This window comes from Paenibacillus sp. MABNR03 (assembly GCF_050455445.1).
Lineage (GTDB): Bacteria > Bacillota > Bacilli > Paenibacillales > Paenibacillaceae > Paenibacillus > Paenibacillus xylanilyticus.
This window is the reverse complement of the sequence record NZ_JBCIYR010000004.1, coordinates 440,023-463,125: the sequence shown is the minus strand read 5'-3', so window position 1 is coordinate 463,125 and position 23,103 is coordinate 440,023. Positions and strand designations below refer to the sequence as shown.

Annotated in this window: 20 protein-coding genes and 1 riboswitch; all 20 genes read right to left on the bottom strand. The window is 51.2% G+C overall.

Features of this window, described 5'->3' with window-relative positions; genetic code table 11:
• Window positions 1–224 precede the first annotated feature (224 nt).
• Window positions 225–1,895 carry an ABC1 kinase family protein gene (locus AAIH57_RS21820; RefSeq protein ID WP_175396741.1) on the bottom strand — a complete coding sequence of 557 codons (1,671 nt, stop codon included), beginning with the start codon at window positions 1,893–1,895 and terminating at the stop codon, window positions 225–227.
• Window positions 1,896–2,276, bottom strand: coding sequence for a phasin family protein (locus AAIH57_RS21815; protein WP_175396742.1), 381 nt, complete (start codon window positions 2,274–2,276; stop codon window positions 1,896–1,898).
• Window positions 2,277–2,348: 72 nt separating this feature from the next.
• On the bottom strand, window positions 2,349–2,987 hold the full coding sequence (locus AAIH57_RS21810) for a ThuA domain-containing protein (protein WP_175396743.1): 639 nt from the start codon (window positions 2,985–2,987) through the stop codon (window positions 2,349–2,351).
• Between the two features lie 220 nt (window positions 2,988–3,207).
• On the bottom strand, window positions 3,208–3,927 hold the full coding sequence (locus AAIH57_RS21805) for an SDR family oxidoreductase (RefSeq protein WP_175396744.1): 720 nt from the start codon (window positions 3,925–3,927) through the stop codon (window positions 3,208–3,210).
• A gap of 170 nt (window positions 3,928–4,097) precedes the next feature.
• The gene (locus AAIH57_RS21800) at window positions 4,098–5,597 is read right to left on the bottom strand and encodes a cobyrinate a,c-diamide synthase (RefSeq protein WP_430022959.1); all 1,500 of its coding nucleotides are present in this window, start codon (window positions 5,595–5,597) and stop codon (window positions 4,098–4,100) included.
• A 97-nt stretch (window positions 5,598–5,694) separates the two neighbouring features.
• On the bottom strand, window positions 5,695–6,783 hold the full coding sequence (locus tag AAIH57_RS21795) for a cobalt-precorrin 5A hydrolase (protein ID WP_430022957.1): 1,089 nt from the start codon (window positions 6,781–6,783) through the stop codon (window positions 5,695–5,697).
• On the bottom strand, window positions 6,776–7,573 hold the full coding sequence (gene cobM / locus AAIH57_RS21790) for a precorrin-4 C(11)-methyltransferase (RefSeq protein ID WP_430022955.1): 798 nt from the start codon (window positions 7,571–7,573) through the stop codon (window positions 6,776–6,778). Before cobM ends, AAIH57_RS21795 begins: the two co-directional genes overlap by 8 nt.
• Window positions 7,570–8,286 (bottom strand): precorrin-2 C(20)-methyltransferase, encoded by a 717-nt coding sequence (cobI, locus tag AAIH57_RS21785; protein WP_430022953.1) that lies wholly within the window; start codon window positions 8,284–8,286, stop codon window positions 7,570–7,572. The genes cobM and cobI overlap by 4 nt, the downstream gene beginning before the upstream one ends.
• A gap of 32 nt (window positions 8,287–8,318) precedes the next feature.
• Window positions 8,319–9,599 carry a precorrin-6y C5,15-methyltransferase (decarboxylating) subunit CbiE gene (gene cbiE, locus AAIH57_RS21780; protein ID WP_430022952.1) on the bottom strand — a complete coding sequence of 427 codons (1,281 nt, stop codon included), beginning with the start codon at window positions 9,597–9,599 and terminating at the stop codon, window positions 8,319–8,321.
• The gene (locus AAIH57_RS21775; RefSeq protein ID WP_175396750.1) at window positions 9,562–10,698 is read right to left on the bottom strand and encodes a cobalt-precorrin-5B (C(1))-methyltransferase; all 1,137 of its coding nucleotides are present in this window, start codon (window positions 10,696–10,698) and stop codon (window positions 9,562–9,564) included. Before AAIH57_RS21775 ends, cbiE begins: the two co-directional genes overlap by 38 nt.
• Window positions 10,699–11,196: 498 nt before the next feature.
• Window positions 11,197–11,844 carry a precorrin-8X methylmutase gene (locus AAIH57_RS21770; RefSeq protein ID WP_430022951.1) on the bottom strand — a complete coding sequence of 216 codons (648 nt, stop codon included), beginning with the start codon at window positions 11,842–11,844 and terminating at the stop codon, window positions 11,197–11,199.
• Window positions 11,845–11,912: 68 nt separating this feature from the next.
• Window positions 11,913–12,683 carry a precorrin-6A reductase gene (cobK, locus tag AAIH57_RS21765; RefSeq protein ID WP_175396752.1) on the bottom strand — a complete coding sequence of 257 codons (771 nt, stop codon included), beginning with the start codon at window positions 12,681–12,683 and terminating at the stop codon, window positions 11,913–11,915.
• Complete coding sequence (locus tag AAIH57_RS21760; protein ID WP_430022950.1) at window positions 12,680–13,858, bottom strand: sirohydrochlorin chelatase; 1,179 nt, start codon at window positions 13,856–13,858, stop codon at window positions 12,680–12,682. The genes cobK and AAIH57_RS21760 overlap by 4 nt, the downstream gene beginning before the upstream one ends.
• Before the next feature lie 207 nt (window positions 13,859–14,065).
• A complete protein-coding gene (cobJ, locus tag AAIH57_RS21755) occupies window positions 14,066–15,943 on the bottom strand; it encodes a precorrin-3B C(17)-methyltransferase (protein ID WP_430022949.1) in 1,878 nt (625 codons plus the stop codon).
• A 387-nt stretch (window positions 15,944–16,330) separates the two neighbouring features.
• Window positions 16,331–16,519, bottom strand: a riboswitch (cobalamin riboswitch).
• Window positions 16,520–16,713: 194 nt separating this feature from the next.
• On the bottom strand, window positions 16,714–17,538 hold the full coding sequence (locus AAIH57_RS21750) for a uroporphyrinogen-III synthase (protein WP_430022948.1): 825 nt from the start codon (window positions 17,536–17,538) through the stop codon (window positions 16,714–16,716).
• A gap of 132 nt (window positions 17,539–17,670) precedes the next feature.
• Window positions 17,671–18,873, bottom strand: a complete 1,203-nt coding sequence (locus AAIH57_RS21745; protein ID WP_175396756.1) for a GerAB/ArcD/ProY family transporter — start codon at window positions 18,871–18,873, stop codon at window positions 17,671–17,673.
• A gap of 52 nt (window positions 18,874–18,925) precedes the next feature.
• Window positions 18,926–19,147, bottom strand: coding sequence for a hypothetical protein (locus AAIH57_RS21740; RefSeq protein ID WP_430022947.1), 222 nt, complete (start codon window positions 19,145–19,147; stop codon window positions 18,926–18,928).
• Window positions 19,140–20,339: a Ger(x)C family spore germination protein gene (locus tag AAIH57_RS21735; RefSeq protein ID WP_175396758.1), complete on the bottom strand. Its 1,200-nt coding sequence runs from the start codon at window positions 20,337–20,339 to the stop codon at window positions 19,140–19,142. Before AAIH57_RS21735 ends, AAIH57_RS21740 begins: the two co-directional genes overlap by 8 nt.
• A 4-nt stretch (window positions 20,340–20,343) precedes the next feature.
• Window positions 20,344–21,927, bottom strand: coding sequence for a spore germination protein (locus AAIH57_RS21730; protein ID WP_430022946.1), 1,584 nt, complete (start codon window positions 21,925–21,927; stop codon window positions 20,344–20,346).
• A 175-nt stretch (window positions 21,928–22,102) separates the two neighbouring features.
• The gene (locus AAIH57_RS21725; RefSeq protein ID WP_430022945.1) at window positions 22,103–23,089 is read right to left on the bottom strand and encodes a siderophore ABC transporter substrate-binding protein; all 987 of its coding nucleotides are present in this window, start codon (window positions 23,087–23,089) and stop codon (window positions 22,103–22,105) included.
• Window positions 23,090–23,103: the final 14 nt, after the last annotated feature.

Genomic DNA, 23,103 nt, shown 5'->3' with positions numbered 1-23,103 from the left:
ATGTACTGACCTATTATTATAGACAGAATGTATTCTCTGCACGAACAGGATATATCTTCGTAATTGATATATAATCCTGAAATATCTCTATTTTTTATACTATTCCTCGATTATGCTCTGTTTATCTGCGGTATGCAGTAGGGATTATTTTCCGATCAACAAAAAGAGCCGCTACTGCTTCTTTCACCAAGAAGCGTTAACGACTCTCTCATCATAAAGTGAATCTAGAATTTTCCCGATTTAAATATGGAATAGAGCAGGAATGCTACCATCAGAATGGCGACCAGAAAGCCGATCTCAATGACCGGGATATCCCACAGCATCGTTGACTGATGACTTATGGAAGAACCAATAATGAGTCCGACCATAATGATACAGAACGCGAGCAGCACTATGCTGAAAGACAACCGGTTACTGATCTGGTCCAGTCTCCGCATGAGCGCATCCAATTCAGGAACGCTGATCTCAAGCCTTAGCTTGCCTTTGCTGATAATGGAAGACAGCTGCCTCAGTTGTCCCGGTAGACCAATCACGCTCTCAGCCAGATCGGCTGCACTGCGGAACAACCTGTTCTTGATTCGGCCTGGGCTGAAGCGCTCCTTAAGCAGTTTGCGGCCGAAGGGTTCAGCCATGTCCACAATGCTGAGGGATGGATCCAAATGCTCAATTACACCTTCCATCGTGAGCAGCGATTTTCCCAGCAGCACAATATCAGCTGGCATAACGACCCGATGCCTTTGAGCGACACCGAACAGATCGTTGAGCGCTTGACCCACGCTAATCTTGGAAAAGGGAATATCATAATATTTGCTGCGCAGCTTGTCCAGATCATTATGAAGACCACGGAGATCCATATCATCAGGCATCATGCCCAGTTTCTCAATCGCCCGAATCATGCTGTCCGTGTCCTTGCGCATCAGCCCGATGATGAGCGAAGCCAGCTGCTGCTTCATCTCATCGCTTAGACTTCCCACCATGCCGAAGTCGATAAAAGCGAGTCGTCCATCTTTGAGCACCATCAGATTGCCGGGATGTGGATCGGCATGGAAGAATCCATGAATAAAGATCTGGTTCAACAAGGAATCCACCAGCCGCTGAGCAATATCATTCAGGTCATGTCCACGTCTGACCAGTTCGTCACGGTCATTCAGTTTGATGCCCTCCACATACTCCATGGTCAGCACGCGAGAGGAGGTCTGATCCCAGTAGATTAACGGGATTTTGACCTTATTGTCCTGTTGGTATTGCTGAGCAATCTTTTCCGTATTCCGCCCCTCGACCGTATAATCCAGTTCAGCCATCAGGGCCTGGGCATACTCCTCCACCATTTGCGGAATCTGGTACTGCTTCACCCAGTCCCATCGCTTCTCGGCCATAGCTGTGAGTTCACGCAAAATATCCAGATCACGCTGTACAATTCGCGAGATGCCGGGACGCTGTATTTTGATCGCTACCGCCTCACCGCTTCGAAGCTTGCCCAAATGCACCTGTCCAATGCTGGCTGCAGCCACAGGGGTATCCTCGAACCGGGAAAAGATCTCTTCCAGCGGTATATCCAATTCCTGTTCCAAAATACCCCGTGCCGTCTCCGAAGAAAACGGTGGCACCTGATCCTGCAGCTTCACCAGTTCACGGATGACCGGCTCAGGCAGCAAATCTGCTCTTGTGCTTGCCAGTTGCCCCAGCTTGACGAAAGCCGGCCCCAGCTCCTGCAGCACAAGCCTGATTCGTTCACTCAGCGTTTTGGTTGTATGTGCTTCACGTGACATCCACCGCCGGGGTATGGCCAGCAGCTGGAACAGGCCCAGCTCCTCGACCATATAACCGAAGCCATGACGCACCAGCGCCATGGCAATTTCCCGGTATCTGCCGACATGTTTAATTCGCACAGCCATCTACTCGATCTCGTTTCCTTTAAGCGGAGGAGGAACTTCAAGTGGAGCTGGGGATGCATCTGGTTGAAGCTGTGGTGTGTGACCCAGTTCGGCGAGCTTTTTCTCCAGTACCGCAACGCGCTGTTCTAGACTGGTGACATCACTCTCGGACGGCACACCAACTTCCTGAAGCACTCGTTTAACCTGCTCATGGATGATTTTCTTGAACTGGCTCTGCTCTTCATCGCCCCGTTCCATCAGACGCTCAACCAAAGCTTTGGATTCACCGGGCGCAAGTTCCCCGCGCTTGACCAGATCATCTACGGTTTTTTCAATTTTTTCCTTGCTTACGACGGTAAGACCCAGCCCTAACGAGATCGCCTTTTTGAACAAATCGCTCATTCCTGTCATCCTCCTCTTCGTTGATCTCTATATTATACTCTTTATGGACTGCACCTCAAAGAAACGGTCAGATTACACGTAACGTGCGGCCCATTTGCCTGCCTGCAAAATCAGCTGGCGATAGGATTCGTTTGCAAAAGAAGGCACATGATGTCCTGGCATAAGGTAAACGATCCGGCCCAGCCCATAGGTATGCGCCCAAGCTGCCGGCTTAGGTCCATCCTCAGTTTGGTATTCAAGCAGAACGGTCGTTTCCGCAAATGATCCGAACTCGAACAGATAGGGCTCCTCTTCCATCGTGAATCCAGTGATTCCTTCGGTCACGGGATGTTTATGTTCTGTTACGGTAAACTCCAGCGGTGCATACGGTGGATGGTGCAGAAACTTGGCACCAATCATCTGCTTGAGCTCATAACGATTTTGAAGCGAAATCCCGTTATGTAGAATGACCAGTCCACCTCCGTTACTGACGTAGGACAGCAGTCCGGCTGTCTGCTGAGGAGAGACTTTTCCTTTCCAATCGTCCATGTAGGAGATACACACATCAAATCCGGATATATTTTCCTGCAGCAACATGTTGCGATTCTCGCTGCACTGCACGGTCATGCTATCATGAAAAATACGGCTGATCTCTGCGTCAACATCCTGCAGCGGATGCCAGTCTGGATGTGTATAATCGCCGAGTAACAATGCCTTTTTACGATGGTCCATTAATAAAAACTCCTTTCAAGTTAAACCTATATAAAATGAGAAAAGTTTCTACACAGTTCACTCCGATTGCAGAACCATCTTACGATCGCTGTTATCTCCAGATTTTTTGAATCCTTTTATAAATGGGAAAATCCGGGGATAAACCGAGCACTTCGTTTCTCCAGATTGGTTCTTCGCTCTCCGTTATAGTGTGAAATCAGACTCAATTTATAAACGAATATTACCAGGGAAGCTCGTCCCCCTTGTAGTCTACATACGCAGGCTGATCACCCATAAACTCCTTATGACGGTCGATGAGCGCTGCGATATGCTGTGCCGATTGTTCTGGCGTGAGGTCTGCGGCGGTATTCAGTTCCCCGCTCATATAGCTCTGCACCCACCCGGGATGAATCAGCATGACTTGTCCACCTTCATCCTTCAGACCGTTATGCACAAGACGGGCCTGCATGTTCAGCGCAGATTTGGACATGCAGTAGGCAAACCAGCCATGCCTGCTGCATTGCTCAATACTGCCTGCCTCCGAAGAGATGTCCACAATCAGCTTGCCTGCTCCCTGAAGAAGGAGGGGCAGCAGTGCATGAGTTACACGCAGCGAACCCAGGGTATTCACGTTGAATACCTCCGCCATCTCTGCAAAATTTAACGGTCCACGGACGTGGTCCGTAATATTCCCTAGTATAGCCGCATTATTGATCAGCATATCCAGATGTTCTGTATCCAGTTTGAGCGTTTCGGTAAAAAGGGCAACCGAGAGATCGTCGGAAATATCCAGCTCGATGACTCGGAGATGCTCCGGATAAGCTTGCGTAAGCAGACGAATCCCTTCGGATTCTTCCACATCGAGACCTGCTGCATAAACAATATAACCTCTCTTCAGCATTTGTGCCGTCAAAGCGAGTCCAAGTCCCCGGGCTGCCCCGGTTACACATACGGTTTTCATCTTACTATCCCTCCTTCGTCAGGCTACTCTATCTTATAATTCATTCCACATGGTCAGGCAAAAACCTTTAATTGTATACGGGAAAGCTCAACTTCACGACCAAAGTCTCATGAGACTTGCTCAGGAGTTACCACCTCATTTTTCTAACTTATAACCGGATTCCATCCTCGTTACTGGCCTCTTTTTCCTAATCGGTACGTCAAACAATGCTCTACCCATCTCCGTGCTGCATCAGGATACGAACCCAGATGGACATGCGTATACCCGGCAACGATATGACCTGAGGCATACCCCTCCTGCTTCAGGCCTCGTAATCCCTTGGTCTCATACGCATAAGGAATGGTGTCTTCCTTCCGATAGGTCATTGTCGAATAGTGGAACTCATGACCCCGAAGCACTTCTCCTTTTTTCAGTAAAAAAGAGTCCTGAACTGCGCTTGCCTCCCGATACCCGAGTGCCGCTCGCTTCACTTGCATCTGCACCTGTGCGGGAATAATACCCGCCATGCTGTGGGTTACACCCTGCCTGTCAGTCAGCGTCTCGGCAAGCACCATGTATCCGCCACACTCTGCAAACAGAGGCATATCACTGCGCACAGCCTGACGCAGCCCACTTAAGAATAACTCGTTCTCTGCAATGACAGCTGCAAACTCCTCCGGGAAGCCCCCGCCAAGATAAATGCCATCCGCATCCGATGGAATGCCCTCACCAGCAAGCGGACTGAAATAGGCAAGCTTAGCACCCGCAGCTTCAAGCAATTCCAGATTGTCCGGATAGTAAAAATTAAATGCAGCATCCCGTGCAACAGCAATGACAGGGCGCATATTGACGATCGTTTCCTCTTCTCCTGCTGATCCAGAACCGACATCCTTGCGGACATCGGGCTTCCTATCGTATGGTCTGGAAACAGGATTTTCCACCGCGATATCAATGTATTCTGACGTGTTTCCCTCCAAAGGCGGAGCACTCGCTGCAAGCTCCACAATCATGTCCAGATCGGTTCCTTCCAGCAGCACGTCCGCAGCCCGTTGAAATAACGGTTCAAGTTCGCCGCGCTCAATGGCAGGAACCAGCCCCAGATGTCTCTCCGGAATGGACATGTCTTCATCCCGCTTCAGCCAGCCTACAACGGGAATGCCGCACATTTGCTCAATGGCTTTCTTGACGATACTGTAGTGACCCGCACTTCCGCAGCGATTGACGATGACGCCTGCAATGTTCAATTCAGGCTCCAGCTGTTGAAAACCAAGCACAATCGCAGCCGCACTGCGAGCCATGCTGCGAACATCGACAACCAGGATCACCGGGGTTTGAGTTACGAGGGCAATCTCCGCTGTAGAACCTGTATTGCTGAGTGGGTCTTTGCCATCGTACAATCCCATGACGCCTTCTATGATGGAAATATCCTGTCCCGCCGAAGCCTTGGCAAATGTATACCGGACATACTCGGGAGATGTCATCCATGCATCCAGATTGCGAGATGCTCTGCCAGTGACGGCAGTATGATAGGTAGGGTCAATGTAATCCGGGCCGCATTTGAAGCCCTGCACACGCATTCCACGCTGGGCGAGTGCTTTCATCAGGCCGAGGGTCACCGTTGTTTTTCCGGCACCGCTGCCGGTCCCAGCGATAATCAGCCGAGGTCTGGCATTTTTATTGGAATTGGTCATCTTCAGATCCACCTTTTCTTCAATATAACAAAACCGCACCAAGAAACGATGCGGTTACACGATACATGCAGCTTCATATTATTGAAGCGAAATATATTTAGTCGAACGGAATTCTCGTTACGGAAATCGTCAGGTTGCCGCTCTTTTTCTTCTCCAGCAGCCAGTGATTGGCTCCGGAAGAGAGTAATGCCGCAGGCTCGCTTACACCGTAAGCTCCGGTATATTTAAACACCGTCTCGGACGGATTCGGAAGCTTAACCGTATTCAGCTCGGCCGGCGAGTACGTCACCAATTCCCAGCCGTACTTGGCACACAGAGCCAGCAGGCCTTCTTCGTCTTTTTTCAGGTCAATCGTCGCTACGTTGCGCACACTCTTCACCGAAAGGGACAACTCTTCCAATGTCGCGAGTACTTCCTGCTCCAGTTCCTCCACGGATGTGCCGCGATTGCAGCCCATGCCCAGTACAAGGCTTTTCGGACGGTACAGAACCCCGTTCGTAAGGAATCGCGTTTGTTCATCTTCTGTAAGCAGGCGGTCGCTGACCACCAGAGCTGCATTAAACGTGAACGATTCGGTTTCCTCCATGCTGCTGAAGACACGGATATGATCGGGTACGGGTTTGTTATATCGCCACCAGTTCCGCTCCCCTGTCTCCTGAATCAGGGCAACAGGCTCCTCGTTCACAACAGCCGCGCTGACAGGTGTTGCCTTGTCGAAGCTGTCCACGATCCAGCCCAGTTCCCGGCCGAACATGTCTACCGGAATCGTTCCCTGGACGTCTGAAGCCGTCGTGATTACCGCATGTGCGCCGAGTACTTCCGCGACCTGACGAGTCAGTTCATTTGCGCCGCCGAGATGGCCGGATAGTACGCTGATGACGTTCTCGCCGCGGTCATCGATGACCAACACGGCGGGATCGACTTTTTTGTCCACGAGCAGTGGAGCGATCATCCGCACGACCGCACCTAGAGAGATAAAGAGGATGATGCCATGATAGCGCTTGAACAAATCAGGCAAAATCAGCTTCACCGAGCCTTCAAACAGCTGATAACCCAGCTGCTCTTCGTCTCCTCGGGCAAACTTGCTCATATAAAATACGTCCGTGCCCTGAAACTGTCCAGCCAGATTGCGCACCATCTCCACCCCGTGTTTTGTAATGGCAACGGCTGCAAACGGATTACTCACCAGACTTCACTCCTTTGCGATAACCATGGGTGAAGGATTTATCGTACAGCTTGGAACGGTGAGCATCCCGGTTTACCAGATCGGGGTCCAGCGCCCAACCGGCCAGAATCATCGCATGCATTGTAATGCCTGCGGCACGCAGATCCGCTGCCAGGTTGGCAAGGGTGGTCCGTACAATTTTCTGATCAGGCCATGTCGCTCGCTGTACCACTGCCACCGGTGTATCTTCGCTCCAGCCTGCGGCGAGGAATTCAACCACGACTTTTTTCGCCAGCGTCGCACTCAGGAAGAGCGCCACCGTACAGTGATGGGATGCCAGATCACGCAGTTTCTCCCGCTCAGGCACAGGCGTACGCCCTTCTGCACGTGTAAGAATCACCGTCTGCGTTAGTTCCGGTACGGTTAATTCCGCCCCCAATGCAGCTGCCGAAGCAAAGACCGAACTCACACCCGGAATGATCTCATATTCCACACCCTGCTGTTTTAGCAGCACCATTTGCTCCAAAATCGCGCCGTACATCGCCGGGTCGCCGGTATGCACCCGAGCCACACTGCGGCCTGCACGAATGGCTTCACACATCAGCTCTACTTGGTGCTCCAGGTCCATACCCGAGCTTTGCAGCACTTCCGCCTCAGGCTTCGCGGTGGCAATCAGTTCATCATTCACCAGGGAATCGGTATACAGGACTAGATCTGCGCTTCTTAAAATGTTCGATCCTTTTACTGTAATCAGTTCCGGGTCGCCCGGGCCTGCGCCAACGATATAGACTTTCGGTTCCAATGTCTTCATTTGCTCACCACCATCAGGCTCAGATATTCCAGCTCCTGCCCTTTCAGTTCACGGGCATCGCGCCAGACCAGTTCATATGGAGAAGTGACTTTGGTCACAACCGAAGCCTTGCCGCCGAGTCCCATTTCGTCCAGCAGTTCCAGCATCGCGTCAAGCACCTTCGCCACCTTGATAAATACAATCGTATCGTGATGCTCGATCGCCTGCCGCATCGCTTCCTTATCCGATGTTGCCGGAATAATGCCTACTTGTTCGTCTCCGTCTGCCAGATGGATATCCAGCGCTGCTGCTGCACCCAGTACAGATGAGATTCCTGGTATCGAAGCAATTGGCACTTCAGGATGCAGCTCCCGCATCAGCCTTGCGAGATGAATAAATGTGCTGTACAGGTTCGGATCACCTTCTGTAACAAAAGCGACATCCTTCCCTTCCTTCAGTGCAGCCCAGCACGCTTCCACGGTCTTGCCCCACTCGCGTTCAAGCACCACCGGGTCCTTGGTCATTGGGAAGATCAGGCCGAGCATCTCTTTCTCTTCCGGGTTCACGTATAGTTCCACGATCTCGTGGGCATACGATTTACCGCCTTTGCGCTTCTTCGGGTAAGCGACGACCTGACATTCCCGGATCATCCGGTATGCCTTGACCGTAATCAGCTCCGGGTCTCCCGGCCCAACGCCCACGCCATACAGCGTACCTACTGCTGCCGTACTCATGTTGTTTCCCCCCTTGTCCTGTCCTTGAAAGGTCATTCAGCCGTTCCAGCTTCCGCATCATCTGTCGATGCATGCTGTCCTGTAATTACGTAAATCGGGTTCAATCCGTCAAAACGGGTCATGTTCAGGATCGGCTTGCTGCGCGCCGTCTGGAGTAACGTCACGGAGGCAATCAGGCCCGCTTCGCGCATGGCCTTCATGCTGTCATGCAGCGTCTCGATCGTGGCTGCATTCACCACAATGCGTCCCTCCGGGCGGAGCCGGGACGCACACAAGGCGATCAGCTGGCCGAGCTCGCCGCCGCTGCCCCCAATGAACACCGCATCCGGATCGGGCAGTTCGTCCAGCCCTGCTGGTGCTTTGGCATGAAGGACGGTGAAGTCTGTCCGGAATTTCACCCGGTTGGCCTCGATGTTCACGAGGTCACCTTCGTTCTTCTCGATGGCGAATACCTGGCCTCGTGGCGCCAGCCGCGTGCATTCCACTGCCACCGAACCGGAGCCTGCGCCGATGTCCCACACGATGCTGTCCTCCGCGAGCCGCAGCTCAGACAGGCTGAATGCGCGCACTTCACGTTTGGTGATCAGGCCTTTCTCCGGTTTGCGTTGATGGAATTCATCGTCCGCAAAACCGAATCCCCGCCGCGGCGCAGGTGCATCCTTGCGGCGCAGCAAAATAACGACGTTCAGCGGACTGCATTCGGCTGCCGCCAGCTCGTCCAGGGTGTAATGGCGGGCACGCTCATCTGCCCCGCCGAGGTTCTCGGCAACGTAGGCATCATACTCGGTCATGCCGAACTGTTGCAGATAGGCCCCGATCGCAGCGGGGCTGTTATGCTCGTCCGTGAGCAGCGCAATTTTGGCTTTGCCATCGATGCGCTGTGCGAGGCCTTTGAGCGGGCGTCCGTGCACGCTCTCGAGCACGGCATCGTGCCAGCTCTCGCCAAGCTGGGCAAATGCCAGTTGCAGCGAACTGAGATTAGGCCGGATCTCCAGCTGATCCGGGCCTAATTTGCGCGCCAGATACCCGGCAATGCCGTAGAACAGCGGGTCTCCCGAGGCAAGCACAACGACGTTATGTGTGGACTGCAACGCTTTTATTTTCACAACCAGATCGCTTAAACCGCTCTTGATCGCTAACTTCTCACCTGCAAATGCCGGGAAATAGTGGAGCTGACGCTCGCCGCCCACAAGTACATCTGCCGCCTGAATGAGATTCAGGCTATCCGTTGTCAATCCTGCCGCGCCTTCTTCACCCACGCCAATAATGCGGATTTTACGATTCTTTGCTCCAGTTGCTGTCTTCGAGTTCACTGATTTCCGCCCTCCCCAGTTCCATTCCTTTCATCGTCACCAATACCACTTCCACCGTTATGCCGCCTCCCGCATGCTCCAGACAGTGCTGACAGGCATATGTACACAGCTTTTCAAAATAGGGCAAGTACCCGGCCTCGGTCATCATGTCCGCCACCTGAGTCGCCGTGTTGGCTTCCTCGATCGCTTGCGCCAGCTCATCTCCGGCTCCGGTCTCGCGGGCCACGGACGCAAGAAATCCAAAATCCACCGGCGCACTCTTGGAGTGCACCATCATGACACCTTGAGCCACTTTGGCAAATTTGCCCGGCATACCGACCAGACTGATGCGTTTCATGCCCAGTCGCTTACCATGCTTGATGGCGAAGCCGACAAAGTCACCCATCTGGATAAAAGCTTCCTCTGGCAGTTCAGGCATCATCTTCATAGCGTATTTCTCGCTGCTGCCGCCTGTCGTCAGCACAATGTGGTCACAGCCGGATGCCTGAGCAACGGAAATAGCTTGTACCACACTGGCTCTATAAGCAGATGTCGAGAACGGAACAACCACGCCCCGGGTGCCCAAAATGGAGATACCTCCCAGAATACCGAGCCGGGAATTTAGTGTCTTCTTGGCGATCTCTTCGCCTTCCGGCACGCTGATCACGACCCGCACCCCTCTGGCTGTGCCGTGTTCGGCAAGCACCTGGGTGACGGCCTCGGTAATCATGCGCCGCGGGACGGGATTAATGGCCGCTTCGCCGACCGGCACAGGCAGACCAGGCTTCGTGACGCGGCCTACGCCAATTCCCCCATCCAGGTCAATGCCAGGCTCGTCCCGCCAGGACACATGCGCGATGATCTTCGCCAGATGTGTGGCGTCCGGGTCATCTCCGGCATCCTTAATCGTTGCACAGGTGGCTACGCCATCCGTTAGTTCCTGCTCAATCAGTTCGAACGAGTGGTCAAAGCCTGCGGGCAGCGACACAACAGACTGCGCCGGAGTTATCCCTGTTAGCAGGAGTTGGGTTGCCCCTTTGGCAACTGCCGTTGCACACGCCCCTGTGGTGAAGCCGGAACGCATCGGTTTGTCCGGATCGGGTTTTTCTCCGCTTTTCATGGTATTTGACCTCCCGTCCTTTCTTATCGTAAAAGTGATGATTACACTAGCCACTACGCTGGCAGAAAACCTTCAAATCGCTGTTGTCTCCAGATGTTCTTTGATTCCCTTTTGAAAAGGGAGAAATCCGGAGACAAAGGCGAACGCTTCGCTTCTTCAGATTTTTCTGCCCTCTTCGTTATCGTGTAATCACATTGGTATACTCTAAACAACGACCTGCGGTCGTTTTAGGTAACTGAACATTCCATGCCACTAGGAGATGGCATGGAATGTAACGAACCTAGGAGTCGCTATTGGTGCCAAAATGCGCAAACAAAAATAGTAACGAATCATAGCGACGTTATTTCATTAAAAAGACGATGTTCCCAACACTTTTTAGCGTTTTTTACCGGAATAGCGTTACTCCGGTTCGTTAGAATATGAAATGGATGAACATCCTTGATATAAGATCTATAGGGTTTGTTAACGCTCTCCAATAACCTGTGGTCGTTTACTTAACTAGGCCTTCATTGCCATCAGGGAAATGGCGTTCAGGGCTGCTACCACGATGGTACTGCCGCCTTTGCGGCCGATATTCGTGATAAACGGGATGTCCAGCTTGCGCAGCTCGTCTTTGGATTCTGCTGCGGATACGAATCCAACAGGCATTCCGATGATCAGACCTGGCTTGGCCTCTCCTTCCTTCACCAGACGAATCAGCTCCAGCAATGCTGTTGGTGCGTTACCGATCGCATAAATTCCACCTTCGTACATTTGGGTCGCTTTGCGAGTTGAGATGATCGCCCGGGTTGTATTCAACCGCTTTGCCTCCTCCATCACATCCGGATCGGAAATGTGGACGTGAACGTCGCCGCCGAGACTGCGAATACGATCCTTGCTGACGCCAGCCTGGATCATCTGCACATCGGCAATGACGGATTGGCCGGCACGAAGCGCTGCAATTCCAGCTTGAATGGCATCCGGATGGAACACCATGCTGCGGCCCAGTTCGAAGTCAGCCGAGGCATGAATCACACGTTGTACAACAGGGTATTGCTCATCCGTAAAGGGATGCTCTCCCAGCTCCTCGGTAATCATCTCGAAGCTTTTCCCCTCAATTTCCTGAGGCTGTACGGTCAGAGGTTTAAATTCCGTTTTGAAATCCATTTGCACTCACTCCTTCAATGTAATGTGATTCAAAAATGGTTTATCCAAATTTGGACTATTCGGGTGTTCTACTGCACCAATACACGCTTCAACTCGGAGAGCACGCCTTCAAAATGATCAAACACCGTTCCGAATTCAGCCTCCGGACGGGAAATCAGCACGACATGAATGCCAAGCTCCAGAGCAGATTGGATTTTCTCATCCACAGCCCCGGTCTTGCCGCTTTCCTTGGTAACCATAACGGTAGTCGCATAATGCTTGTACAACGCTTCGTTCATTTCACGGGAAAAGGGTCCCTGCATCGCAATAATATTGCGCTGTTCAACACCCAGTTCTCCGCATTTCTCCATATTGTCGAGGCGCGGAAGCATGCGGGCAACAAGACGAATATCCGGATCACCGAGCAGGTGCTTGGTGAACATTTGCAGCGTCTTGCTGCCTGTTGTCAGCATGACAGAACCTTTAAGCTCTTTCGCTTTAAGTGCTGCTTCATCATAGGAAGACACGACATGAAGCAATGGATGGTCATCATATGCCAGTCCTGTCCGCTCATAGCGGATATATGGAATTCCTGCCTGTCTTGCTGCCTCCATCGCGTTCGCGTGGGCCTCCTCAGCGAAGGGATGACTTGCATCCACAATGGCACGGCTTTCCTTCTCACGTACAAGTTCGACCATGGCCTCCACAGTGAGTCTGCCCGTACGAACAGATAATCCCGCTTCGTTTAGACTACTGGCCGCACTGTCAGTTACAACCGAAGTAAGTACGTCCGTCCCCTGCTGCTGAATCTGCAGTGCAAGCTCGCGCGCATCACTGGTACCACATAACATGAAGATCATGGGCGATTCACCTGCTCCGATGCTGCAGCAATCTGAGCATGATCTGGCGAGGTATTTTCTTTACCATTCCCCTCTTCATCATGATCACTTAACGCAACTTCAGGTTCATGGTGCGAATGTTGAAACTCATCGTCATGAACATGGTGATCATGCTCATGGTTATCGTGGTCATGACTATGATCATGTGTGTGATCGTGATGGTCATGGCTGTGATCGTGATGGTCATGGCTGTGATCATGTCCGTGCTCATGATGGTGATGATCGTGGTGATGATCATGATCGTGATCATGATCATGTCCTTGATCGTGATCATGGTGATGGTGATGATGTTTGGCAGCCTCAAGTCTGAATTGGCAGTTGTCACAGTTGGCCGCTACCCGTCCATTTAAGCCTTCATTCGCCCGTTCCAACACCAGTTCCACCAATTGCGGATGGAATCCAAAATATCCGCCTATCTCGACCTGAATGTCGGGATGAGCAGCAGCAAACTCTGCTGTCATTTCATCAATGCGTTTAATCAGCACACCGGTGAACAGGAAATAAGGCATAATGATAATCTTCTTCGCACCAAGCAGCAAACAGCGCTGCAATCCATCTGGGAATGAGGGCTGGGTCACGCCGATAAAGCTGCTTTCTGCCCATTTATAAGGCAGCTTCTCCCACAGCATCCGGGTCATTTTGAAAAAGTCACTATTGGCATCCGGGTCACTGCTTCCCCGGCCAAGCACCAGCACTGCTGTCTCTTCATCCGTGACAGGTGCAGGCGGAGCCGCTACTGCTGTGCCGCCATGAGCTGCTGCAACAAGGACAGGCTGAGCCTCCTGCAGACGGGTCTGCATAATTTGAACCACTTTCTCATGCACGCCAATCGGACGTCCGTACACAAATTCCACCTGCGGATAACGCGCCTTGGCCCGGTCAATCGCATTAGGTATATCAATTTTGGCATGGCCTGCAGCAAACAGAATGATCGGCACCAATACGACACGTGTTGCCCCTTTATCCACACAAGCGGTAACCCCTTCGGCAATGCTTGGTCTTGTTAACTCCAAAAAGCAGGTCTCCACTACGGTATTCTCCGGGGCTTTCTCCGCTACTGCACGTGCAAACTCCATCAACTCCCGGTTTCCCTCAGGATCACGGCTGCCGTGTCCTACCAACAAAATGGCATTCATCTCTGATTCCTTCCTCCCCCGCCTGATCCACAGACCAGGCATCTCATCATTTTTTATTGTGCTTGCTCGGTGAACGCGCCTTCATCGGAAGACAACTTCGTTACCCAATCATTTCGATCTATATGAAAAAAATGCATTTCAACTACCGCCAATATCACATAGGCATCTGTCGTCAAAACGATTGCTTCTCAGACGATGACATGACTACTAGTCACCACATACCGGGTTTACTTCCACGGTGACGGGAGCATCTACGTGACGGAAACCCTGAATTACCCCAACACGTTTGAAAAATTTGTGGAATCGCTCGTTCGGATGTCCCTTTTCCTTGTACTCCGCCACGATCCGTTCCACAATCTCGCCGATCTGATCGCCTGGAATGCCCTCAGCTACAGGCTGGGCAGGGTGAGCATTTCGTCCAAACTTTTTGCCGCCAAGGAAGAGATCGTACCCGCCTTTGCGGTAGACAATTCCGATGTCCTCCAGCACGGCACCGTAACACGCCATGCCGCAGCCATTCAGGGCCACACTGGTTTCTTTCGGTGCGCTAATCCCGCCAATAATGGCCTGCAAATGATTGGCCATCGGTACAGCATCGTCCTTCTCCATATTGCAGAAGTCGCAAGCCTTCACCTTGATGACATCTCCGATCGGAACCACGATGAAGTTCGCTGCGCGCAGCTCCTCTACCAGTTGATCCGGCTCAAAGGTCGGTACTCGCAAAATAATCTGATGTTCCGGCGTGTACTCCAGCTCGCCTTCTTCACTCGCACACTGCGCGAGCAGCGCCATCTGGGCTGCGGTAAACTTCTTATTGCCGACGCCCGGCGAGACGCCAACCTCGAACAGCGGCGCTTTGCGTCCCGGCTCGGGTGTCGTGCGTACCGCTGCTGCCGTGACCTGCTGCGGCGTCCCGGCTAACGAGCCCGGCGCAGCCGCATCCAGCCATCGACTGGCTGCTCCGCCAGCGAGCTTGCCGCCTGCCGCGAGCCGCGTCAGTGCCTCGGCAGCCAGCTCAGCCGCATCTGCACGCGGCTCCACTGCGGCTGAACGCGGTGCGGGTTCTACCGCCGCGGGCCGCTCGGCGGCAAGCACAGCGGTGCCACTGCTGCGTGCCGGGCTTGCCGCAGGCTGGGCAGCAGGCGCGTCTGCGCGCGGCTGCCCTTGCAAAGCCGTGTCCGCACTGCCTTGCGCAGCGCGAACCGGGCCCGAATCTGCTGCCTTGCCGGAGGCAGCAGAGCGGGCTTCCATGGCGCCGAGCGACCATGGCTCGGCTTCCGTGCGCAGTCGCTCATGCGGTCTGAGCGACTGTTCCGCGGTATTCAGCGTATACTTCCGCTGATACCCGCGCGGTGTGACCATGAGTCCTTCGTACATCATGGTCGAGGAGTTACCAATGATCACGGTCGTCAGCATGCCGATGTCATGATTCAGCATGTCTTCCAGCGTGGTCATCACAACATCCTGACGTTCACGGTAAGCACTTTTTACGAGCCCAACCGGTGTCTGCGAATCACGGTAACGAAGCAGCATCTCCTGTGTCTCGACGATCTGGCGTGTGCGGCGTCCACTACGAGGGTTGTACAGAGCAATGACAAAATCAGCCGCTGCAGCTGCTTCAACTCGCCGAATAATCGTGTCCCATGGCGTGAGGTGGTCACTCAAACTGATCGTACATGCATCATGCATCACGGGTGCACCCAGTAGTGAGGCACAGGATTGAATGGCGGATACGCCCGGAATGACCTCAACGCCAACACCACTCTCCGGCTTCCAGCCCTGCTCCATCAGCACTTCATACACAAGTCCGGCCATACCGTACACTCCGGCATCACCACTGGAGATTACAGCCACAATTTTACCCATCTCCGCCTGTCTGACTGCTTCCTGCGCCCGGCTGACCTCTTCGGTCATGCCTGTCCGTACAATCTCCTGACCGTCCAGGAGCGGCCTGATCAGATCAACGTAAGTGTTATAACCGATGATGACCTCGCTCTCCCGCAGTGCTTCCAATGCCCTTGTGGTGATATGCTCCATCGCACCCGGGCCAAATCCGATAATCAGCAGCTTCCCTTGACCTTGCATTGCTTCTCCTCCTCCGTATCCTCAGTCCCGTGTCTTAGCACGTCAAAATCTTCTATATGATCACTTCACCAGTCCGCAGTTAGGCTTGATGGCATAATCCACTCTCCTCATTCAGACTGATTGTAAACATTGAAGAGGGAGGCTTGGCCAAATTTCCCTGTGCGGCATGTTCAATTACTTCCGGTTCCATAACCTTCTTCTTAAAAAAAACAAAAAAATCCCATCCTTATAACGGATGGGATACGCATGTACGTACACTCAAGAAGACAGTCCACGGCCCTTGCAGAGGAGGGTCCTGTGGCTGCATGGCCGAAAAAGGCCTGCCAGGCGAACCGATTGTTCGCCCGTTTCCTGATTCTTCGTACACCACTCCTTTCCGCGAAGGGTTCGGTGACACAATGCAAGGTAGGTCTCCTGGCTCTGGATCATCAGCTTCCTTTTCTGTCTTCCCCGAATATACGAGTGACTTGGATGAAAAGGGCTTCCCCATTACAGTGGCGGGACCGCTCGGGATTTGCACCCGATTCCCTGTTACCTCTTGCTTCACGCAAGAGCACCTTGCTTGTTTTCATGAATAATAGTGGTTTCATCATAACACCGCTCAGGAAAAAATGTCCATGCTTATGATACTTATCCATTCTTCTATTTTCAGACTAAAAAGAAAAAGTTCTGATCCATAACGGATCAGAACTTTAATTAAGTTATCCATATAAGCAGCCCTCATAAGATCCTACCTGATGCTTTAAAGGGCGTATGTCCGGTTCTGCTTCTCAGGATTTATCTGCATGGGTCGCAGCAATAAATCGTCCCAGTTCAACGATGAGCGCTCCCATCTTTTCTTCCTCCGGAACAACAAGTGCCTCAATGCCTTCTTCACGCATGGCATTAGCCGTCACCTTGCCTACAGAAGCCGGAATCACACCTTCACGAAAAGCCTGCTGCAACTGATCAAGCTTGCCCTGGGAAGCTGCATATGCTGTCAAAAAACGTACCTGGGGACCACTCGTAAATGTGACGGCATCCACCTCATGCTGTACAATCTCATTCAAAAGCAATTCCAGTTCGTCCTCTTCCGGCGGCACATGGCGATAAGGTAAAACCTGTCTTACGTTCGCACCCTGTTCTTCCAGCCAGTCGACCAGCTTCGGCGCAGTCTCCCCGTGAAGTTGAAGCATGACTTTTTTGCCTGCGAGGTCATGTGGTGCAAATTCGCGGATCAGCCCGTCCGTACTGCCATCATCATCCCGGACCAGTGGAGAGAGCTTGCGCTTGCGAAGTGCATTGACCGTTTTGTATCCTCTTGCCGCAATGGAAGCTTCGGACAGAACATCGAGCAGTTGTCCGGCGATGTCCATATCTTCAGCCATTTCAAAAATGGCATCCAGCCCCATTCCTGTCGTCAGCACTGCCCAGTCCGGTGGGTCCGAGATCAGGGATACGAGACCATCCCGTATATTCCGATCATCCAGAAATACCGTGCCCTGTGCAGGCCGCACGAGTGGAATGCCACCCATTTTCTCGACCAGTAATGCCATTTCCTTCGATTTACGCGGTCCCGTCAGCGCTACACGTATACCCGCCAAATGTTGAGCCATTCTTGTTTCCCCCCAGTTCGTTCAGCCGAACGTTCATCCGTCTGACTACAGTATACAGGCTAGTTTCATGGAGGGAAACCTCGTTTCACGTCATTTGACCTGTTCTTCTATAACGATTTTTTATGATAATGATCAGGAAGGCTGAAGCTCTCCTCCCTGCATATCATCTCGTTTGGTTTTGCCCTCTTTGTCGGATTCATCGTTTTTCTTCTCCTGATCCTGATGCTTTTGTTCTGTTTTCCGCTGCGTATCTCCTTGGCGGGAAGCAGCGGGCTCCCCTCGGCGCGGACGAAGAAACACAAAGAGAATAATGGGGAACAACACCTCAAACAGAATGGCGATCCATGTCCATTCCCGTGTAAAGCGGAACAGCTGAATTGCATTTTTGAAAAACCAGAACGCACACACGAACCCCACCAGTGCTACAGGTCCAGTCATGATCTTTCCGGATACCTTGGGAATCATCCGCTTCAGTCCCCAGCAGATGAAGTACAGATCAAATGCAATCTTGGTAATCATCGCAGGTAGAGTTGCTGCTGCCAATGCCAGATCAAACCGGTCGAGAAAATCACTGATCTGCAGCTGCCTTGCAAGCTCATAGGAAGGGTATACCAATCTGGACGCGACGGGCACACCAATCGATGTTATGGTCTCGATCAAAACCAGAATCAACAACAAGGTTGAAATTGTAATTCCCCACAAGACGGATTTGAAACGAAAATCACTGCCCTTAACTACAAAAGGCAATGCAATCATCTCTCCAAAAAAGGAGAATAGGTACCAGCTTCCTCTGCCAACATCTGCAACATCGATGTAAAAATATGGCATCAGATTAGCAAGATCAACTTGCTGAACAAGCATAAACGGCACAACTAAGGAAATCAGAATGAACAAGGTTACATACAACTCGGACATTCCAATTAATGATCCAAGACCTCCCCTTACAATAAAAACAGCCATGACCAAAAGGGACAACACAATGATCGAAATCGGGGTAGTCTCCAGCAATGTAATACTTACGTAGTCACCTATTAACCGGATATCGCGGGCAAATACAAAGAGAAAAAACAAGATATACAGCAGCCCTATTACACGTCCCATAAAAGGATGACGCTCAACGAGAGACTCAAACAAGTCCTGATTGGAGAATCGCTGCTGAACACGATTTAGCATCCACATTGAACACGTCATCACCAGAAACAAAGGGATATAGGATAAATAGGCATGCTGTTCGGCATGGTAGATGGCCTGTGCATGAGGCTGAATCAAAGTGCCTGTAATACTGAGCAGCATCACGAGCAGCACCAGCTGACGATTGGTTACCCCCTGATTCATCGCATACCTCCTTTCTATCTGTTTAACTGAAGATTAGGATATTTCGAAACATCTACGGCAGCGGTAACAATCGTTGTATCCAGTGCGTAAGCCATATCGTGATAAAGAAGGTTTTGCTCAGAAGGGTCACATGAATCCAAATCCCGATGCTGCATGCAATCAACCCATAGGATAACCATCTGTTAATCGCTGCTCCCTGCCTCAGGTGCCTAAAGTCCATAACGATGACTGCGATGACCATAGCCAGGTAAGTAAACATCAGCGGCTTAATCATGGATGATCTCCTCCTCCGTCAGTCCAATCGGCTTGTTGGTGATCCCTACATTTTCGATAATAATATGGGGCTCTACCACAACCTCCATATTGGGATATATGTCATACCAACGGTCCTTAATCTTGTCCCATTCTTTCGGCATTTGCTGACGAATGGAACGGCCCAATCCCAAAATATCGGCATTATATTTTTTCTGGATCAACCTGACCCCTTCCTCAATGTCATCCTTCACTTTTTTATGAATGGCTTCGTTAAGACTTAGAATTTCAACTTCTCGCAAATCCCCATAATTGGATTCGTTATCAACCAAAACCCCCTTGGCGTATAACTGAATGGTTACGCTCACCTTGCCATTGCGGATATGTGGACTATAAGATGAATTGTTTTCATTAAGCTTGATGAACAGGCTCCCTTCGCCGCGTGGAGCTTTGAGCAGTACTTCTGGCGTATTGGCTTCTCCCATGGCTAAAATAAGGGCATCCGCGGGAGCCTTTTCGATCATTCCTACCAGCTTGTCCTTTTTGAAAATGGCCAGTCCATCCAACTTAATGTTCGTTTTGACATCCTTCCACTCCTTCGGTACGTTATTCGTAACAGAAGCAACAGGGAGAAAGGGATCTATACCCTCGGCAAGTATGGAATCGATAAAAAGCTTAAGTGAACGTGGATTCCGCATATTCAGGAAGCATAACTCCCTAACCATTTCGGAGGGGAATTTTTCAATCGGTGCGTCAGCATCCAGGACCTTATATGCTTCTCCTCTGGTAACTACAGGCATGGCAGACAGACGGTTTAACGGATACCTTGTCAATAGATCCAGCATGGGGGCAATGCCTTCTCTTGCCAGATCCTCCCCAATAAGCAACGTACGGCGATGAGCATAATAAATTCTCCGAGACAGGGCCTTTTGCGCCTCAAGTGAGGTACCGTGAAAGGTTTTGGCTGTATTGGAAAGCATGAACCACGATTTATCCCCACTTGTGCCTCCCCCCCCTCCTTCACTTCCAGCTGCGCCGGATTGACCCGGAAGAGCAATTTGCAGACTTGTCCTGTAATCCTGCTTTTCCTTATCAATGGCAATTCCAATGACAAAAGCAATATCATTGATTTCCTCGCGATCCCAACAGCCTGACAGCAAAAGGGTACAAAGGAAAAGCAACACTACAGTGCGGTACTTATGCATAAACTGCATGAGCTTACCACCCCTCTTCAGCTTCTGGCGAACCGTTAATCTTTTCATTCATTCGTTTCTGATCCCGATGCACTGTGGAAGGACGATTGATCATTTTCCACCATGGTGCACGAATCACAATATCCTTGGTATCTGTCTTGCTATAAGGACTTAAACCAGACAAATACGGCACACCGAACGAAGTCATCTGAGTGAGATGCACGGAGATCAATACCAGTCCAACGACAATGCCATATAGTCCAAGCATGCCAGCGAGGAGCATAATCGGAAACCGCAGTAAACGAACCGTAATGGCAAAGTTAAAGCGCGGGATGGTGAAAGACGCAATACCTGTCATGGATACGATAATAACCATGGGTGCCGATACAATCCCGGCCTGCACTGCTGCCTGCCCAATCACGAGCGCTCCGAGGATACTGACGGCCTGGCCCACCGTTTTGGGCAGCCTGATCCCGGCTTCGCGCAAGGCTTCAAATGACAATTCCATAATAAGAGCTTCAACCAGGGCAGGAAACGGAATGGCTTCCCTTGCTCCGGCGATGCTCAGAATTAGCGTTGTAGGCAGCATGTCCTGGTGGAAGGTTGTAATCGCGATATACAGTGCTGGCAGAAATAGCGCAATAGCGACAAATAAAAAACGAATCCATCGCACCAGATTGGTGATAAAGAACCGTTCATAATAATCCTCACTGGCCTGCAGCATTTGCCACATGGTGACGGGGCCAATCAGGGCAAACGGACTGCCATCCACCAGAATGACAAAACGGCCCTCCAGCAGGTTACCCACTACCGTATCGGGACGTTCCGTATAATGCATCTGCGGGAACGGGGAATACGGATGGTCTTCGATCAATTCCTCGATATACCCCGTTTCTAGAACGCCATCAATCTTGATCTTATTCAGGCGTTTTTTGACATCCTTAATCAACTTGGGATCTACAATGTCATCCAAATAGGTCAGTACGACATTGGTTTTGGTTTCTGTCCCGATCGTCATACTCAGCATCTTGAGCGAAGAAGTTTTTAACTTGAATCGAATCAGTGCTGTGTTCACACGTAAAGTTTCAGTAAACCCTTCACGAGGACCCCGGATAACGGATTCGGTTTGGGGTTCCTCTACTCCCCGCCGGACGCCGCCTTTGACATTAAAGAGCCAAGCCTCCCGGCTTCCATTAATCAGCAGCAGTGCAGAGGATTCCAGCACGCCGTCTGCAGCGGCAGCCCAGGAATCTACCTTTTTGACCTGAGTAAGTGCAATTCGGGTATCATCAATCGGCACATCAGGTTCATCGGTACGCTGCTCAATCAGCCCCCGAATTAATGGTCGCAGCATGTGATCCTGGATATCAGCCGAATTCACGATTCCTTCGATATACACCAGGAGTCCCTGCACTTCAGGTGAGATCATGACATTGCGGAAAACAACATCCGAACTGTCCGAGAAGATGTCTTCGAGCGCGAGCATGTGGCTCTCATGCGTCAGTCCGATGGGTTGCTTTAATATGGGCGGAGACGGCAGCCCCAAGGGTATGTGCTTGTTTTCTACTGATGCTGGGGAAGCTTCTTTCCCTGTTTTCCTATCGGCCATATACCGTCCCTCCGCTCTTTTTTATACAAGGTAGCTTGTGCCAGATGAACGGGAATTATGTGGGCAATTTGCAAAAATCCATGCAGCCTTCCCACTTCAGGAAAACAAAAAAAGATCCCTGCATTTGCAGAGATCTTCTTTTCCCAATTCCATATGTTGCTGAGTTTCATTCCATTTAATTGACGCTTGCGTCCACTCCCTTAATCATTTCCTGAATGGACTCCAGACCGCCGCCGGACAAGTACCAGTAATTCGGGTCAAGGTACACAATATGTCCTTCTTTGTAAGCCGTCGTATTTTTAACCAGATCGTTCTCGATCACCTGCTTAGCTGGAGCTGCTTCGCCTTGACCGGCAACCACTGCACTACGGTCTACTACAAACAGGTAATCCGGATTCGTCTCCATTACGTATTCAAAGGAAACGCTCTGTCCATGCGTGGACACTTCAATATTCGCATCTGCCGGTGTAAATCCAAATACATCATGGATCACACCAAATCGTGAACCTGCGCCATATGCACTCAGTTTGCCTTCGTTCGTCAGAACAATCAGTGCGTTTTTCCCTGCGGCCGTTACTTTATCTTTCAACGCTTTGGCAGAGTCTTCAATGGAAGCCAGTTGTTGCTCTGCTTCTGCTTCCTTGCCGAAAATCTCACCAAGTGTCTTCACATTACTCGTCAGTGAATTCATGTAGTCTTCAGTATCGACCGCCATATAAATGGTAGGTGCAATCTCACTCAATTCTTCATATGAATCCGACAGACGACCTGAGATGATGATCAGGTCAGGACTCATGGCATTTACTTTTTCAAAATCAGCCTCTTTCAATCCACCGACATTGGTGTACTTGGCATCATTATACTTTTCCAGATATGGAGGAATGCCCTCTTGGGGAACCCCGGCAACTTCTACCCCCAGCTGATCCAGGGAATCGAGTACACCATAGTCAAACACAACCACTTTTTGCGGGTTCTTTTTCACTGTTGTCTCGCCGAGTTGATGTTTAATAACGATCTCCTCACTGGATTGTTCCGCAGCAGCATTCGCCTCCGAACCCGTACCCGTACTTTCGCCCGTATTCTCTGCTGTTTTAGTTCCCCCACATGCTGCCAGAACAACGGACAATACAACCAACAACGTAAATAACCAACCCTTTTTCATAAACAGACACCTCT